The organism is Pseudomonas sp. R4-84 (assembly GCF_054130985.1).
This window is the reverse complement of the sequence record NZ_CP096390.1, coordinates 2050470-2065254: the sequence shown is the minus strand read 5'-3', so window position 1 is coordinate 2065254 and position 14785 is coordinate 2050470. Positions and strand designations below refer to the sequence as shown.

The window sequence follows — 14785 nt, the reverse complement described above, 5'->3', positions numbered from 1 at the left end:
GGTCGGCAATTCTACCAGCAACGTCCGCCGCCCACCGCCCGTCGCGATCAATCGCCGCGTATCCGACGGAATTTTTCCGGCGTCGCGGGACTCACTTGAACAATAGCCGAGCCTTCCAAGGAGATAGCCAATGGACCCAACCCCACCCGCGACGACTCATCTTGATTACGGTCTCGACACGCTGTTCGGCCGCGAGACCAAAAGCGTCGACTGCCAGTTCGACGTCAAGCGTCTGGACGACGGCGAGCCGCCGTGGTTTGCCCTGCATGTACGCCCGCCGCTGCCCGAAGACCTGGCAAAGGCCCAGATCGTGGTGTTCAGCGCCGAAGGCCGACGCATCAGCGGTATCGTCCGGCGTTCCGAGCGCCTGGCCGACCACAGCTTGCAGCTGGACGTCGAACCGGACTGAAGCGCTCAGGCGCGCGGTGTACTGCTGCGGTACATGAACACCAGCGCCAAAGCCAGACAGGCCATGGCCAGCAAGCGGCTGCTAGACAGTTCGATCGCCGGATTGCCCAGCCAGCCGAAGTTATCGATCAGCATGCCCATGCCCAGTTGCCCGACAATGACCGCCACGGTGGCAACGGCCGTGCCAACTCGTGGCACCGCGCCGACCATCACTATCATGTACACCACGCCAAACAACGCACCGCTGAGCTGCCACTTGGGCACCTCCAACAGGCTCATGGCGTGCGTCGGCTCGAAAAACACGATCAACAGCCCCGTGACCACCGTGCCCACCACAAAGGTCAGCAGGCTGCTGCGCAGCACGCCAACCGTCTCGCCCAGGCGTCCGTTGATCGCGGCCTGAACGCTCAGTACCGCGCCGGCGGCAACGACCACCAGCAATAACACAATGATGCTCATATCAACCTCGGGCTATCAGGACAAGGGCCACCACAATCAACGCCAACGCCAGCCAACGCTCGCGATTGACCCGCTTGCGACTCGCGCCGAACCAACCGAAATGGTCGATCAGCACGCTTTTGCCCACTTGGCCGGAGAGGATCGCGATCATGGTCATCGCAATACCGATGTGAGGGGTGGCGAGGGTCAGGACCACCACATAGATGGGTCCCAGAAAGCCGCCGATCAATTGCCAGCGCGGCAACGTGTCCAGTGATGGGCCTCGCTGGGGGCCGCTGAGCAACAGCAGCAGGAACAGCAGCGCGGCGCCCACGCCAAAGATGCTCAACGTCGCCCATAGATGGCCGACCTGGATGCCCAACGGTCCCAGCAGACCGGCCTCCACCGACAATCCCATGCCCGCCAGGATGACCAGGGGCAACAATAGCCAGCGCAAAAATGGCCGGGGTGGCGCCGCAGCCGATATCGGCGCGGCCGCGTCTTGTGGTGTCGGTTGCATCGAATGTACCTGTCTTGGAAAGAAACGACGGGCATTATCAACTGGCGCTCCTATGCGATAAATGTGAGCATTCCAACAACACTTTTGCGCAGTACGCACAGCGGATTTCCCATGCAAGGTCTCGATGAACTGGGTTTCAAGGCACTCCGACTGTTTGTCGCGGTGCTCGATCACGGCAGCTTTTCGGAAGTGGCGCGGCGTGAGGGGCTGGCGCCCTCTTCGATTTCCCGCCAGATCCAATTGATGGAGCAAGCGCTGAACCAGCAACTGCTCTATCGCCACACGCGCGCCGTTTCGCCCACCGAAGCCGGCCGCCTGCTCGGTCACCACGCACGGTTGTTGCTGGTGCAACTGGAGGAAGCCGAACAAGCCTTGCAGGAGCAGTACAGCGAGCCGGCCGGGCTGATACGGATCAACGCTCCCGTGGTGTTCGGCCAGCGACACCTGACGCCGTGGCTGGGCCAGTTGTGCGAGCGCTACCCCAAGCTGCAGTTGGACATCCAGCAGACCGACAATTATGTGGACCCGCTGCAGCAAGGTGCCGACCTGCTCTTTCGCATCGGGCCGCTGCACGATTCCAGCATGCAGGCGCGGATCGTCGCGCCGCACCGCTTCCAGATTGCCGCAAGCCCCGACTACCTCGCCCGTCATGGCACGCCACGCAAGCCCCAGGACCTGGCTGCCCATGAATGCCTGGCCTATAAAGGCGTGGCGGGCCAGCAGCGCTGGTTCTTCCGACGTCCCGGTCAAACCTGGACGCCATACAGTGTCAGGGGCCCGATCACCGGCAACCACGCCGACACCCTGACCCAGGCCGCCGTGCAAGGGCTGGGCCTGGTGATGTTCCCGTCGTGGCTCATCGGCGAAGCCGTGCGCAGCGGAACGCTGGTGCCGGTGCTGAGCGACTACGAAGCGTCCAACAGTCTCGAACCCCAGCAAATCGCTATCCTCTGGCCCGGCAGCCGACGCCTGTCGGTGAAGGTGCGTACGGTGATCGACTTTTTCCTTGAATGTTTCGGCGAGGTGCCCTACTGGGATCGTCCTTGACGGTCGGGCGCTGGAGTCAAGGCCAGGCCCATGGGATGATCCAGCTTTAGATCGAGCCTGCGTGGAGCGTTTTAATGTCATTGCTGAGTAAACGAGCCGCCGCCGTGCTGCTGACGGCGGTCGCCAGCCTGGCCGCATGGCCTGCCATGGCGGCCCAGCCCAAGACCGTGGCCCAGGCACCGGTCCAGAAGATTTCGATGCTGGGCGGCAAGTTCAGCTTCACCCTGCCCAAGGGCTACACGGCAACGCCGCTATCCGCGGGCGAAGTGGCCCAGGGGACAGCCGGGGCGACCGGTATGATGTACAGCAATGCCACGAGCAAGACAGTGGTGATCACGGCTGAAAACACCTTGGTCGACGGGGCGAATGTGAAGGACAACGACGCGGCCTTCCTGGACAGCACCTTTGCCGATTTTGCCGTTCAGAAAACCAAGGCTCTGCCGGATGCCAAAATTCTTGGCGAACAAAGCCTGATCCAGAAAACCACCGGTCTGGGCCTGCGTCAGCTCGACACCAAGGCCACGCAGGGTGGCGGGCCGACGTTGGACACCACGCTGATCGGCGCCTCCGGCACGCGTATGGCCGTGGTGCAGATCATTTCCAGGGCCAGCGACCAGGCCGGCCATGAGGCCCTGGTCAAGCAGATCGCCAGCGGGAAGTGAGAACACTGGCGCAGCATGCCTGACCCGTGGGAGCGAGCCTGCTCGCGATGACGGCGGTACATTCAGCATCCCCATCAACTGAAACACCGCCATCGCGAGCAGGCTCGCTCCCACACTGGATTTGTGGAGGACTCAAAACCCAAGCGCAGCACCCCCCCTGTGGGAGCGAGCTTGCTCGCGATGACGGCGGTACATTCAGCATCCCCATCAACTGAAACAACGCCATCGCGAGCAGGCTCGCTCCCACACTGGATTTGTGGAGGACTCAAAACCCAAGCGCAGCACACCCCCCTGTGGGAGCGAGCTTGCTCGCGATGACGGCGGTACATTCAGCATCCCCATCAACTGAAACACCGCCATCGCGAGCAGGCTCGCTCCCACACTGGATTTGTGGATGACTCAAAACCCAAGCGCAGCACAATCTCCTTTTGAGGGCTGATGTGCCTATCAGGGATTGAGTCGCTCAAGCCAGGCCCGCAGATCCTTCACTTCCTGCGCATTGATCTCATGGCCAAGGCCCGGATAGGCATGGAATTCCGGCTCCAGGGCCAGGGTCTTTAGGAAGGTGTCGGCGTCGGTGCCGTCATGGAAGGGAATGATCGGATCCGCGGTGCCGTGGCCGATGAACACGGCTAGCGCCCTTCGCGCCTCGTCGGGCGTCAGTTCGGCCCGCAGCACCGGCAGGATTCGCCCACCCATCGCAGCGATGCCCCCGACGGCTTCCGGGTGTCGCAAGGCGATTTCGTAGCTCATCATCGCGCCCTGGCTGAAGCCCACCAGGTAGACGTTGCCCGCATCGGTCGGGTACTTGGCCCGCGCCTTTTCGATGAACTCCATAAGCATCTGGCTACTGGCCTTCAAGTCTGAAGTGTCACCGTCATACGCGCCCTCGCCCTTTTTGGCGAACCATTGGTAGTGGCCCGGTTCCATGGACTTGGGCGCGCGCACCGAGAGGTAGTTGTAGTGCCTGGGCAGTTCATCGGCGAGCCTGAGCAGATCCTTTTCGTTGCTGCCCGAACCGTGCAGGAAAATCACGAGCGGCCGGTTTCGGGCCTGCTCGTCGGCGCGGGCCAGGTAATTGAGGGGCAAATCCGTTTGCAGCGACGGTTGGGCCTGCACGCCGGCCGATACCAGCAGCAGAAACAGGGCGAACGCTTTGAGCATCAGTCTTCCTCCATCATTGGATAGCCGCACGACAACGACCGTGCGGTGAGGTAGACAGCACTTATCAGTCGTTGATCAATTTCCCCGCCCGAATAGGCTCGCGCCCGGCGACTTTCGCCTGCCAGATACCTGGCTGGGTGTAGCGCCCACGATCCAGGGCGAACAGTACGCCGCTGGTGCCCGCTGGCACAACGCTGACCCGGTCATTCAACGGATCGACCACCTCGAACAGCGGATCGCCGCGCTCCACCCACTCCCCGGCCTCCCGCAGGAAACTCACCACGCCATGGTGCGGCGCGAACAGGTATTGCGTGCCTTCGAACGGCAAGCCCTCGCAGCATTCTTGCGGCGCGGCCGGCCAGTCACCGGCGATGAGGCCCTGTTCCGCGAGAAATCCCAGGATGGCTTCGCAATTGGCCTGGGCCTGCTCCACCCGGGTGTCGCCCATGCTGCCCAGTTCGAGCGTCGTCGCCAGGTTGGCCGGCGGAATCGCCGCTTGCGGAAAAATCCTAGCCAGGCGCAACCAGGGTGTCGAACAGGACTCATCGAACGAACTGCCGCCCGAATCTTCACACAGCAACGCCACCCCGGCCTTCAACCGCGCGGCCAATGAGCGCCACTGCGGCCATTGCTGGGGCAAGGCATACAAGTGGATCGCGGCCTCGAAATCACAGTGCAGATCCAGAGTGACATCGGCGTCGCAGGCGTGGCGAAGCAATAGCCGGTGCAGGGCTTCAAGCTGGGAAGGTGGCGGCGGCAGATCTTCCAGCACCTCGACCATTGTCTGGCGAATCAGGGTGATGTTGGCGGCCGGGTCATCCCCGAGACGGTCACCGATGCGTTGCGCCACCGGGGCGCTGAGTTCGACGAAGGAACGGTTGAAATTCTTGCCGCTGCCCAGCTCGAAACGCCCCATATGGGCGCTTTGCAGATGCTGATCCAGGCCGATGGGATTGGCCACCGGCACGAGCTCGATCACGCCTTTGAGCAAACCACGGGCTTCAAGATCGTTCAGTCGCTGTTTCAGCTCCCATGCCGTGCGCATGCCCGGCAACTCGTCGGCATGCAGGCTCGCCTGGATGTACGCCTTGCGCGGCCCGTGGCCGTAACGAAACACGCTGAGCGAACGCTCCGTGCCCAGGTGACTCCATGGCAGGATATGGTCGATGCGTTGCATAGGCACTCCAGATATCGGTTTCTCGACAGGCTCAGGGTAAAACAATCGCCCATGAAAAAGGTGGCCGGCCGGGTCAGCGGCGGGCCACCTGTGGGCTTCAGCTATTAATGCCCGTAGACGTCAAAGGCGAAGTATTTGTCCTGCACTTTCTTGTAGGTGCCATTGGCGCGGATTTCAGCGATGGCAGCGTTGAATTTCTCGGCAAGCTCTTTATCACCCTTGCGCACCGCAATGCCGGCGCCGCCGCCGAAGTACTTGGCGTCTTCATAGGTAGGCCCGACGAAGGCAAAACCTTTGCCGGCGTCGGTTTTCAGGAAACCTTCGTCGAGGTTGACCGAGTCAGCCAGCATCGCGTCGAGGCGACCGGCAACCATGTCCAGGTTGGCCTCCTGCTGAGAGGTGTAGCGCACCAGGTTGATCCCCGCCGGCACCAGCACTTCGGTCGCGAAGCGGTCATGGGTACTGGCGCGCAGTACACCGACTTTCTTGCCCTTGAGCTCGGTCAGCGGGTCCTTGACGTCGGTGCCTTGCTTCATCACGAAACGCGCCGGGGTGTGGTAGTACTTGATGGTGAAGTCGACGTTTTTCTTGCGGTCGTCCGTGATCGTCATGGACGACAGGACCGCGTCGATTTTCTTGACCTTCAGCGCCGGGATCAGGCCGTCGAACTCCTGCTCGACCCAGACACACTTGACCTTCATCTGCTCGCACAGCGCGTCGCCGATATCCACATCGAAGCCGGCCAGCTTGCCGTCAGAGGTTTTCATCGAAAAAGGTGGATACCCGGCCTCGATCCCGAGACGGATCGGCTTGGCGTCTTCGGCCACGGCTGAGAAGGATAATACGGACAGTGCCAGGGCACCGAACATGACAAGCTTCTTCATTTTTGCTCCTGAGTGCGCAGGTTTTTTTGATCGTTATTGGCAGATTCGGAAACAGCGTTCGGTCTGGGAAACCGAAGTGGGCGGGAGTCTAGAGGGGCACTCGGGAGGGAAATTACGTAGAGGCGACAAATAGTTATAGAAATACCCAGGCTTGGCTGAGGATCATGAATTTACGAAAAGCCTGACAGAGGCAAACGCTGGTGGCGAGGTTCTGCACCGCTCAGGACTGCTACGCAGCCCAGCGGGAGCAAGCTGCCTCGCCACAACGTGAACAAGCCGCCGGAAAATTTCAGCAATCGCAGCTGACGATCTTCTCCGCCACGCGCTCTACGGAACCGGTCAGGCGAAAGCCCTCGTCGAGCCAGCCCATGACGCCGCCAATCATTTCCTTGACCGGATACCCGAGGGTCGCCAGGCGGACCGCAGCCTTGTTGGCGCCGTTGCAGTGTGGCCCGGCGCAATAGACCACGAACAGAGTCGTCTCGGGATAGGCAGCCAGTGCGTGCGCCGTGAGCGTGCGGGTTGGAAGATTGATCGCCCCCGGCACATGCCCGCGCTCGTAGGCCAGCGGACCGCGTACATCCACCAGTACAAAATCGACATCGCCCGTTTCCTGGCTGGCATGGACATCGGAACAGTCGGTTTCGAACATCAGGCGCCGGCTGAAGTGTTGCAAGGCCAGGTCGGATGAGGCGGCAGGCACTTCGCTAACGGGGCTGGTCATGATTTTTACTCCTGGAACAAAAGGGCTCGAAGAGACTTTATCGACCTGGCGCTTACCGCTACAGTGGCGGATACGACACTCTGTGGGAATTTTCCGCCAAATGCATCCTACACCCGGCCTCGTCGCGATCCTTGCCTACGACGGCCTGTGCACGTTCGAGTTCGGCGTCGCCGTCGAGATATTCGGACTGGCACGGCCCGAGTTCGATTTCCCGTGGTATGAGCACCGCATCGTCGCCGTCGACGAAGGCCCGATGCGCGCCATGGGCGGCTTCCAGGTGCTGGCCGATGGCGGCATGGAACTGCTCGACAGCGCTCGTACGATTGTCGTGCCGGGCTGGCGCATTCGCAGCGGTCCGCCCTCCGATGCCCTGCTCCAGGCCCTGCGGCGAGCCCATGAACGCGGCGCCCGTTTGTTGTCGATCTGTTCAGGAGCGTTCGTGCTTGCCGCCACGGGATTGCTCGACGGCCTGGGCGCCACGACTCATTGGCGCTACACCGACGAGCTCGCCGAGCGCTACCCCGCCATCGATGTGGATCCCGACGTGCTTTATGTCGATTCAGGCCAAGTGATCACGTCGGCTGGCAGCGCGGCAGGCATCGATGCGTGCCTGCACCTGGTTGCGCGGGATTTCGGAGCCCAGGTCGCCAACACCGTGGCACGCCGGCTGGTCATGCCGACGCAACGCACCGGCGGCCAGGCGCAATTCATTCCGTCGCCGGTCAGTCGCACACCGCGCAGCGACTTGTCCGGCGTCATGCAATGGGCCCGGGAACGTCTCCACGAGCCGCTGGGTGTGCGCGAGCTGGCAAGCCACGCCGCCATGAGCGAACGAACCTTCCTGCGCCGCTTCACCCAGGCCTCTGGCCTTTCACCCAAGGCCTGGCTGCAACATGAACGCCTGGCTCGGGCGCGGGAACTGCTGGAGAGCACGAGCGACAACACCGACATCATTGCCCAACTCTGCGGCTACCGCTCGGTGGAAAGTTTCCGCGTGGCATTTCGTAGCGTGGTGGGGGTTGCGCCGTCGGTCTACCGAGAGCGGTTTGGGCGGGGATGAACCCAGCATGAGCTTCGCCCAGGTTTGCTCGCGACGCTCAGCGTCTGCGCAACAAGTACGTGTCCATGATCCAGCCATTGGCCTGCCGCGCCGCCTGGCGAGTGCGTTCGATGTCATCGGCCACGTCCCCCAGCCGGCCGGCGACCAGGATTTCGTCCGCCGTCCCTACATAGGCGCCCCAGTAGATGTGCAGGTCCGGATCGCGTACCTGACGATACGCGTCCTGCGCATCGAGCATCACCACCACGCTCTCCGCGTCGCCGACCTGCCCCGCCGCCAACCGCCGGCCAGTGGTGATCTCCAGCGAACCGCCAATGGTATTCAATGACACTTTATGTCGCGCCGCGAGGGCCTGGACGCTGGTGATGCCAGGGATCACTTCGAACTCGAAAGCGCAGCGTCCTGAATCAAGGATCGCCTGGAGGATACGCAAGGTGCTGTCGTACAACGACGGGTCGCCCCACACCAGGAAACCCCCGCATTGTCCGTCTGATAACTGCTCTTCGATCAGCCCTTCGAAAATGGCCTGCTTCGCCCGATTCAGCTCCGTGACAGTGCCCGCGTAGTCCGAATCGCCGCGCTCGCGCTCAGGACTGCTGGCTTCGACGAAACGGTAGGAATGGTCGGCGATATAGCGTCGACAGATCTCGCGGCGCAAGTCCAGCAACCCGTCCTTGGCAGGCCCCTTGTCCATCAGGAAAAATACATCCACCTGGTTCAAGGCCTTCACCGCCTGCATCGTCAAGTGGTCCGGATCACCTGCACCGATGCCGATCACCAAGAGTTTTTTCATGGTCGTGACTCCAAGGCTCGCAAGCGCCAAACCCCGTTGAATCGCAGGTCAACGACGCCAAGGGGTTCGATATCGATCCGGTTGAACATGGCCGGTTGGCAGCCCAGCACGTTCATCATGGCGGCGCGGATCACGAACGGATGGGTAACGGCCAACCAACGACCCGGGGTCTTTTCCAGCGACGCCAGCCAGTCACCGACGCGCCGACACAATTGGCTGACGGATTCACCGCCGTGGGGCGCGGCGTCCGGATCATCGCGCCACGCCTGGAGGTGCTGCGGTTCGGTCGCGAGCAACTCGTCGACCGACGCCCCCCGCCACCGTCCGAAATCACAATCGGCCAATGCCGGGGTCACCACGGGTGAGTCACCCAACAAGGCCGCCGTCTGGCGCGTCCTCAGTTCCGGCCCGCAGAGCAGATGCCGGACATGGTGGTATTGGCGACCGATGTCGGGGCGCTTCGCCAGCCAACCGGCATCCAGCGGTTCGTCCAGGCCCAAGCGAGCGCTTTTCTGAGCGGCGGTGCGGGCGTGGCACATCAAGGTCAGGCGGGTCGCTTGCACGGGGAATTCTCGGGCGGTTGGAGGGGATCAGTGACAGGGCAATGGCGCACTTTGTTGTACAGCACCTTATATGAACTCCAATAACGTTGGACAAAAAGGCGTTATGTCCGACACCGGCAGAAGCATTACCTGACATACAAAGGCACCTCAACCAAAGCCTTGCCCTACAAGGCTTACACATAAGTTCAGACTTTTTAAACGGAACGTAAAAACCTCTGGACACGTAGCACCCGCTACCCAAATACTATTTTCGAAATGATGAAAAAAACCCAACACCCATCCAGGCAAGGAGCACGGATGCCTCTCTCCAGAGACCAGACCAGCGATCCATGCCTGGTTTTGCCGCCATCGGAAAGCCAGGCCATAGATGCCCTGCGCAGTCGGGCATTGTTCGAAGCGGCGTCCAGCCCGCTGGTTGAAGCCTGTCCAGCCTTGAAGGCCCGGGAGCCGGCCTTGACCCAGGCGTCGCCATCTGCCGAGCCTTGTGAGCACTATGCGCGAACCCATTGAATGCGCCGAATCAGGTCTGTACACCAAGCCTGCTTTCAGATTGCTGCGGGAAGAGTCGGACCATCCGCTGCTGCTGGTCTGTGAACACGCCAGCCGATTCATCCCAGGCGCGCTCAATGACCTGGGTCTGGATGAGACGGCGGCCCAGGAACATATCGCCTGGGACATCGGTGCCCTGGCCTTGGCCGAGCGGCTGTCCGAAACCCTTGGCGCGACCCTGCTGTCGGCCAACTACTCGCGACTGTTGATCGACCTGAACCGCCCATTGCACGTCCCCGACAGCATCCCGGCGCAAAGCGAGATCTACCAGATCCCCGGCAACCACTCGCTGGACGACGCCACGCGCGAATACCGCCAGCAGTGCCTGTTCCACCCTTTTCATGACCGACTGCGAACCCTGATCGACCGCCGCCTGGCTGACAACCGGGTCGTGCGGGTAGTGGGCATCCATAGTTTCACCCCGGTGTTCTACGGCCAGCCGCGCGCACTCGAGGCCGGCGTCCTGTTTGGCGAAGCCAGGGAATATGCCCAGCACATCGTCGAAGGGCTGGCCCGGCACTCGCTGCGGGTCGCCGGCAACCAGCCCTACAAGGTCAGCCCCTTGAGCGACATGACGGTTCCGGTACATGGCGACGGCCGCGGCCTGGATTCGGTGCTGATCGAAGTGCGCAACGACCAACTGCGCAGCCTCGAGTCGTTAAGGACCTGGAGCGCATACCTCGCTCCCCTGCTATAAACACGACGGTGTAGAGTTTTCAGCTGCAAAGCAACAACGCGTGGACAACGACAGTGATCGTCAAGCCCGGTGCCTATCAGCGGGTTCTTTGGAACAGGAGTGCAATCCATGCTGGCTTTACGTCCAGTTCAATTGACCGATTTGCCGCAACTGCAACAGCTGGCCCGCGATAGCCTGGTAGGCGTCACTTCGCTCCCCGACGACGTCGATCACCTGCGGGAAAAAATTCTCGCCTCGTGCGCCTCCTTCGAGGCCGAAGTGCACATCCCGGGCGGGGAGAATTATTTTTTTGTTTTGCAGGAGCTGGAATCAGGTCGCCTCGTGGGCTGTTCGGAAATTGTCGCCACCACGGGTTGCGGCGAACCATTCTACAGCCTGCGCAACCGGCCGTTTTCCAGCGAATCCCGCGAGCTGAACATCCAGCACGGCGTACCCGCGCTGTCGCTCTGCCAGGACCTCAACGGTCAGACGCTGCTGCGCGGTTTTCACATCGACGCTGCACGGGTACGCACGCCGGAATCGGAGTTGCTTTCCCGGGCGCGGCTGATGTTCATCGGCGCCCACCCGCGGCGCTTTGCCGACTCGGTGATCACTGAGATCGTCGGTTTCAGCAGCGAGGATGGCCAGTCGCCCTTCTGGGACGCAGTCGGACAGCATTTTTTCGACCTGCCCTACACCGAGGCCGAACGTCTGTGCGGCTTGCGCAGCCGAACCTTCCTCGCAGAGCTGATGCCTCAATACCCGATCTATGTCCCGATGCTGCCCCCGGCGGCCCAGGCCTGCATAGGCCGGGTCCACCCGGACGGCCAGGAAGCCTTCGACATCCTCGAGCGCGAGGGTTTCGAAACCAACAACTACGTGGATATCTTCGACGGTGGCCCCACGCTGCACGCCCGGGTCGCGAACATCCGCTCGATCACCCAGAGTCACTTGGCTATCGCGCGCCAGAGCCGACACATCGACGCCACGGGTCGCTACCTGGTCAGCAACGATCGCCTGGGCCATTACCGAGCCATTGTCGCCGACCTGGAAGTCAACGGCGAAGGCCCTGTCCCATTGCAGCCCGATATGTTGCATGCGTTGGGCATTGCAGAGGGTGACCGGATCCGGGTGGTCCGCCTATGAGACGCCTTCGAGCCCGTCTATGGCAGCATCGCGCCCGGCATGATCAAGGAGCGACACCATGATTGTCCGCCCGGTCGCCCTGACCGACCTGCCTGCGTTGATGGACCTGGCGCGCTGCGCCGGCCCGGGGTTTACCAGCCTGCCGGCCAACGAAGAACGCCTGGCGCACCGAGTGCGCTGGGCCCAACGGACCTTCGCCGGGCAGGTGGAACGTGCCGATGCCGACTACCTGTTCGTGCTGGAGGACGACGACCGGCACGTGGTGGGTATCAGCGCGCTGACCGGCGCGGTGGGGGTGCGCGAGCCCTGGTACAACTACCGCGTGGGTGTGACCGTCAGCTCGGCGCCTGAATTGGGCATCCAGCGACAGATCCCGACGCTGTTCCTCAACAACGAAATGACCGGGCAATCGGAAATCTGCTCGCTGTTCCTTCATCCCCATCAGCGCCGTGGCCATAACGGGCGCTTGCTGTCCCTGGCGCGCCTGCTGTTCGTGGCCGAGTTTTCCCAGCTGTTTGGCGAAAAGCTGATTGCAGAATTGCGCGGTCGCGCGGACGACCAGGGCTGCTCGCCTTTCTGGGATAGCCTGGGACGACACTTCTTCAACAAGGACTTCAGCTACGCCGACCAGTTGGCTGGCATGGGCAACAAAGCCTTCATCGCCGAGCTGATGCCACGCCAACCGTTGTACACCTGCCTACTCACCGAGCAGGCCCAGGCAGCGATAGGCAAAGCGCATCCGGACACCGAACCCGCCTTGAAGATCCTCGGTGCCGAAGGCTTCGCCCACAAGGGATACGTGGACATCTTTGACGGCGGGCCGGTCATCGAGGCACCTGTCTCGAAGATCCGCAGCGTACGCGACAGCCAGCCACTGACCTTGACGATCGGCACGCCGGACGGGCAGGCGCCGGTGTGGCTGATCCACAACCGGCGCCTGGAAAGCTGCCGCGTCACCAGCGCCCGGGCCCACCTGCATGGCCAAAGCCTGCTCGTTGACCGCGCCACAGCCCAACGTTTGCAAGTGCAACCGGGCGACACGGTACGCGCCGTGACGTTGCTCAGACCGCGGGAACAGGCCGAGGCGGCATAAATCCGCCGCCCTGTCCCGGCACTTTCCATTTACTCCTCGCGCAACGTGAGGATGTAACACTAAACAATAACAACCCTCTTTAACCAGAAAGCAACTCGATATTTCCCCAGCAATACTTGTCGACAATTAGCAAGTTGCCTCCCACCCTGTCCAACTCCATACTTTTCAACACCGACCCACTGCATCGAAAACGATCATGATCAAAAATCTAATTACCGAGATAGTTTCGCCAACGGACATTGCGGCAACAATTAAATCATTGGACATGACCTCAGAAACAAGACAACTGGTTTCTCAACTTACCGCCGCACCCGACTTTGCCAGGGAGCAATTCCGGCGGGCAACAATCATGAGCTCCACCAACCCGCATACGGGAACCGTGATACTGCACCAGACGAGCATAGGCAACATAAGTGTTAAATCACCCACATTCGATTCAACTTCATCGCCACTGTACTCAGTGCCCGGCCACAGCATTCTGTTCGCGCTTGACCGCCCCTTCCAGGTCCAGCGATACACTTTGATGGAACAGCGTATCGAAAAGGCCGATAGAGTAGTTATTGACGAAAGAAACCCGCTGATCATCGACGGCCGTCATACATTATTCGACTACATCCAAACCGCCCCCAAGCCAGCCAGACTTACAGGGCGAATCAATCTGCCAAACAGAGCGGCCGATATCAGCGTATTCGATCGTGTCACGTTGAAAAAGATAGCGTGGTTGCCCCACGATGAAAGTGCCTCTCGTTATCTGGTCAGCCTGGAGCTGCTCGACACAATCCAAGACCTCGATAGCGTCAAGGTCGCGGAGGAGTTGGTCTACCACTATCATCCCGCTGTGGTTTGGAAAGCCTTCCAGATACTCTACCGAGCGGACCGGCCCAAGGCGCTGGCATACGCTCCATTGCTGAAAAAACACAAAAGTGCGCGCCTGGACAGCTTGCTTCGTCCACTGGAGAAGGCCGCATGAAACTCGACACTTTCCTGGAGCGCATAAACACTTACGATCTGCAGCGTGACAAAGCCGATGTCATTGAAGACATGCGCCAGCTGGCGACGAATCGTTCTTTATTGAGTCACCATCTGCATGACGTAATACAGAGAGATGGTTTCGCCATCCGCAACAATATCTACAATGCCTATGCCTTTGTACTGCACAGCAACGATGAGTTTACCCTGCGCCTGGGATTCTGGGCACCCGTGGAAACACATGACGAGAGCAAGACTTTCATCTACAACCTGAACCACAATCATGACTTCGACATGTATGCGGTGGGCTATAGCGGAGATGGTTATACAACGGTTGTCCGCGAAATACTTGATGAACTTCCCTTACAAATGGGCAAGGTGCCCAGATTAGGTAAGGAACGAAGCGTAAAACTGGCGCCAGGCGAAGTTTTATACATGCCTGCATTTCGAGAGATCCACAAACAGATCGCGCCTCGGTCAATGTCTGCATCGTTGAGTCTGCTCATTCATCCTGAACACTCGATCAGACCGGACGAAGCCTGGTGTTTCGATGAAAACTATAAGCCGTTTTACCCCGGCGTAGCTGCGCAAGAGACAGCGTTATTCAAAGACACGCTGTCGTTGCTCAACCCCGGGCAGTCATTGGCTGCCCTATAACCAAAAGAGGAAAAAACATGGATAACCTGATGAACAACTGGGACCAAGCGCCTTTGCTGCGAGCCGGTACGGATGCGGTGGATACCGCTGTCCAATTGACGAACGAGAACGAAGTCTTCTGCACTATTCCCTTCTCGACCCGCTTCAACGTTGGAAACATTCACGAGATCAAGAAGATGTGGGGGGAAACGACCCTGTCCTGACATCGTTTAAGCTGTAGGCACTCGCCAGGCTACAGGCCTTCCGGTCTGTGGC

At 60.7% G+C, this 14785-nt stretch carries 19 protein-coding genes; 11 read left to right on the top strand and 8 right to left on the bottom strand.

The genetic code is table 11. From position 1 onward, the window contains the following. Window positions 1-130 precede the first annotated feature (130 nt). The gene (locus M1D68_RS09610; protein WP_457970148.1) at window positions 131-409 is read left to right on the top strand and encodes a hypothetical protein; all 279 of its coding nucleotides are present in this window, start codon (window positions 131-133) and stop codon (window positions 407-409) included. Between the two features lie 5 nt (window positions 410-414). On the opposite strand, the gene M1D68_RS09605 is transcribed toward M1D68_RS09610, so the two are convergent. Both M1D68_RS09605 and M1D68_RS09600 read right to left on the bottom strand, forming a co-directional pair. Beyond that, window positions 415-867, bottom strand: coding sequence for a DMT family transporter (locus tag M1D68_RS09605; RefSeq protein WP_457970146.1), 453 nt, complete (start codon window positions 865-867; stop codon window positions 415-417). 1 nt (window position 868) lies between these two features. Next, entirely contained in the window at window positions 869-1366 is a 498-nt protein-coding gene (locus tag M1D68_RS09600; protein WP_457970144.1) for a DMT family transporter, read from the bottom strand. Between the two features lie 111 nt (window positions 1367-1477). Here M1D68_RS09600 and M1D68_RS09595 point away from each other — a divergent pair, with 111 nt between their 5' ends. Together M1D68_RS09595 and M1D68_RS09590 are read left to right on the top strand one after the other, a co-directional pair. Continuing rightward, window positions 1478-2413 carry a LysR family transcriptional regulator gene (locus M1D68_RS09595; RefSeq protein ID WP_420764579.1) on the top strand — a complete coding sequence of 312 codons (936 nt, stop codon included), beginning with the start codon at window positions 1478-1480 and terminating at the stop codon, window positions 2411-2413. A 74-nt stretch (window positions 2414-2487) separates the two neighbouring features. After that, on the top strand, window positions 2488-3075 hold the full coding sequence (locus tag M1D68_RS09590; protein WP_434610725.1) for a DcrB/PsbP domain-containing protein: 588 nt from the start codon (window positions 2488-2490) through the stop codon (window positions 3073-3075). A gap of 447 nt (window positions 3076-3522) precedes the next feature. On the opposite strand, the gene M1D68_RS09585 is transcribed toward M1D68_RS09590, so the two are convergent. From M1D68_RS09585 to M1D68_RS09570, 4 genes are all read right to left on the bottom strand, one after another. Next, window positions 3523-4239 (bottom strand): alpha/beta hydrolase, encoded by a 717-nt coding sequence (locus tag M1D68_RS09585; protein ID WP_457970142.1) that lies wholly within the window; start codon window positions 4237-4239, stop codon window positions 3523-3525. Window positions 4240-4303: 64 nt separating this feature from the next. Next, window positions 4304-5416: a succinylglutamate desuccinylase/aspartoacylase family protein gene (locus M1D68_RS09580; protein WP_420764582.1), complete on the bottom strand. Its 1113-nt coding sequence runs from the start codon at window positions 5414-5416 to the stop codon at window positions 4304-4306. 104 nt (window positions 5417-5520) lie between these two features. Continuing rightward, complete coding sequence (locus M1D68_RS09575) at window positions 5521-6300, bottom strand: ABC transporter substrate-binding protein (RefSeq protein ID WP_434650604.1); 780 nt, start codon at window positions 6298-6300, stop codon at window positions 5521-5523. A 289-nt stretch (window positions 6301-6589) separates the two neighbouring features. Next, entirely contained in the window at window positions 6590-7024 is a 435-nt protein-coding gene (locus tag M1D68_RS09570; protein WP_420764584.1) for a rhodanese-like domain-containing protein, read from the bottom strand. A 100-nt stretch (window positions 7025-7124) separates the two neighbouring features. On the opposite strand from M1D68_RS09570, the gene ftrA reads away from it, so the two are divergent. Beyond that, window positions 7125-8084 (top strand): transcriptional regulator FtrA, encoded by a 960-nt coding sequence (ftrA, locus tag M1D68_RS09565; RefSeq protein ID WP_434563395.1) that lies wholly within the window; start codon window positions 7125-7127, stop codon window positions 8082-8084. A 37-nt stretch (window positions 8085-8121) separates the two neighbouring features. Here ftrA and cobF read toward each other — a convergent pair whose 3' ends face one another. Further along, a complete protein-coding gene (gene cobF / locus M1D68_RS09560) occupies window positions 8122-8877 on the bottom strand; it encodes a precorrin-6A synthase (deacetylating) (RefSeq protein WP_457970139.1) in 756 nt (251 codons plus the stop codon). After that, window positions 8874-9440, bottom strand: coding sequence for a histidine phosphatase family protein (locus M1D68_RS09555; protein ID WP_434675044.1), 567 nt, complete (start codon window positions 9438-9440; stop codon window positions 8874-8876). Before M1D68_RS09555 ends, cobF begins: the two co-directional genes overlap by 4 nt. Before the next feature lie 297 nt (window positions 9441-9737). On the opposite strand from M1D68_RS09555, the gene M1D68_RS09550 reads away from it, so the two are divergent. The 7 genes from M1D68_RS09550 to M1D68_RS09520 all read left to right on the top strand — a co-directional run bounded on the left by M1D68_RS09550 (window position 9738) and on the right by M1D68_RS09520 (window position 14733). Continuing rightward, window positions 9738-9950, top strand: a complete 213-nt coding sequence (locus M1D68_RS09550) for a hypothetical protein (RefSeq protein ID WP_434675045.1) — start codon at window positions 9738-9740, stop codon at window positions 9948-9950. Further along, window positions 9934-10686, top strand: a complete 753-nt coding sequence (locus M1D68_RS09545) for an N-formylglutamate amidohydrolase (RefSeq protein ID WP_420764589.1) — start codon at window positions 9934-9936, stop codon at window positions 10684-10686. The genes M1D68_RS09550 and M1D68_RS09545 overlap by 17 nt, the downstream gene beginning before the upstream one ends. A gap of 108 nt (window positions 10687-10794) precedes the next feature. Further along, entirely contained in the window at window positions 10795-11811 is a 1017-nt protein-coding gene (locus tag M1D68_RS09540; RefSeq protein ID WP_457970137.1) for an arginine N-succinyltransferase, read from the top strand. Window positions 11812-11869: 58 nt separating this feature from the next. After that, the gene (gene astA, locus M1D68_RS09535; protein WP_434563385.1) at window positions 11870-12904 is read left to right on the top strand and encodes an arginine N-succinyltransferase; all 1035 of its coding nucleotides are present in this window, start codon (window positions 11870-11872) and stop codon (window positions 12902-12904) included. Window positions 12905-13100: 196 nt separating this feature from the next. After that, a complete protein-coding gene (locus M1D68_RS09530; RefSeq protein WP_457970135.1) occupies window positions 13101-13874 on the top strand; it encodes a hypothetical protein in 774 nt (257 codons plus the stop codon). Further along, a complete protein-coding gene (locus M1D68_RS09525; RefSeq protein WP_434563381.1) occupies window positions 13871-14530 on the top strand; it encodes a transposase in 660 nt (219 codons plus the stop codon). The genes M1D68_RS09530 and M1D68_RS09525 overlap by 4 nt, the downstream gene beginning before the upstream one ends. Before the next feature lie 17 nt (window positions 14531-14547). Then, window positions 14548-14733 (top strand): hypothetical protein, encoded by a 186-nt coding sequence (locus M1D68_RS09520; protein WP_420764594.1) that lies wholly within the window; start codon window positions 14548-14550, stop codon window positions 14731-14733. Window positions 14734-14785: the final 52 nt, after the last annotated feature.

Bases quoted from the DNA above. Each gene is read 5' to 3' on its own strand.
- cobF (WP_457970139.1), bottom strand. From the start codon at position 8,877: ATGAAAAAACTCTTGGTGATCGGCATCGGTGCAGGTGATCCGGACCAC.
- M1D68_RS09580 (WP_420764582.1), bottom strand. From the start codon at position 5,416: ATGCAACGCATCGACCATATCCTGCCATGGAGTCACCTGGGCACGGAG.
- M1D68_RS09585 (WP_457970142.1), bottom strand. From the start codon at position 4,239: ATGCTCAAAGCGTTCGCCCTGTTTCTGCTGCTGGTATCGGCCGGCGTG.
- M1D68_RS09610 (WP_457970148.1), top strand. From the start codon at position 131: ATGGACCCAACCCCACCCGCGACGACTCATCTTGATTACGGTCTCGAC.
- M1D68_RS09570 (WP_420764584.1), bottom strand. From the start codon at position 7,024: ATGACCAGCCCCGTTAGCGAAGTGCCTGCCGCCTCATCCGACCTGGCC.
- M1D68_RS09530 (WP_457970135.1), top strand. From the start codon at position 13,101: ATGATCAAAAATCTAATTACCGAGATAGTTTCGCCAACGGACATTGCG.
- M1D68_RS09590 (WP_434610725.1), top strand. From the start codon at position 2,488: ATGTCATTGCTGAGTAAACGAGCCGCCGCCGTGCTGCTGACGGCGGTC.
- M1D68_RS09595 (WP_420764579.1), top strand. From the start codon at position 1,478: ATGCAAGGTCTCGATGAACTGGGTTTCAAGGCACTCCGACTGTTTGTC.
- ftrA (WP_434563395.1), top strand. From the start codon at position 7,125: ATGCATCCTACACCCGGCCTCGTCGCGATCCTTGCCTACGACGGCCTG.
- M1D68_RS09575 (WP_434650604.1), bottom strand. From the start codon at position 6,300: ATGAAGAAGCTTGTCATGTTCGGTGCCCTGGCACTGTCCGTATTATCC.
- M1D68_RS09600 (WP_457970144.1), bottom strand. From the start codon at position 1,366: ATGCAACCGACACCACAAGACGCGGCCGCGCCGATATCGGCTGCGGCG.
- M1D68_RS09540 (WP_457970137.1), top strand. From the start codon at position 10,795: ATGCTGGCTTTACGTCCAGTTCAATTGACCGATTTGCCGCAACTGCAA.
- M1D68_RS09525 (WP_434563381.1), top strand. From the start codon at position 13,871: ATGAAACTCGACACTTTCCTGGAGCGCATAAACACTTACGATCTGCAG.
- M1D68_RS09550 (WP_434675045.1), top strand. From the start codon at position 9,738: ATGCCTCTCTCCAGAGACCAGACCAGCGATCCATGCCTGGTTTTGCCG.
- M1D68_RS09545 (WP_420764589.1), top strand. From the start codon at position 9,934: ATGCGCGAACCCATTGAATGCGCCGAATCAGGTCTGTACACCAAGCCT.
- M1D68_RS09520 (WP_420764594.1), top strand. From the start codon at position 14,548: ATGGATAACCTGATGAACAACTGGGACCAAGCGCCTTTGCTGCGAGCC.
- M1D68_RS09605 (WP_457970146.1), bottom strand. From the start codon at position 867: ATGAGCATCATTGTGTTATTGCTGGTGGTCGTTGCCGCCGGCGCGGTA.
- astA (WP_434563385.1), top strand. From the start codon at position 11,870: ATGATTGTCCGCCCGGTCGCCCTGACCGACCTGCCTGCGTTGATGGAC.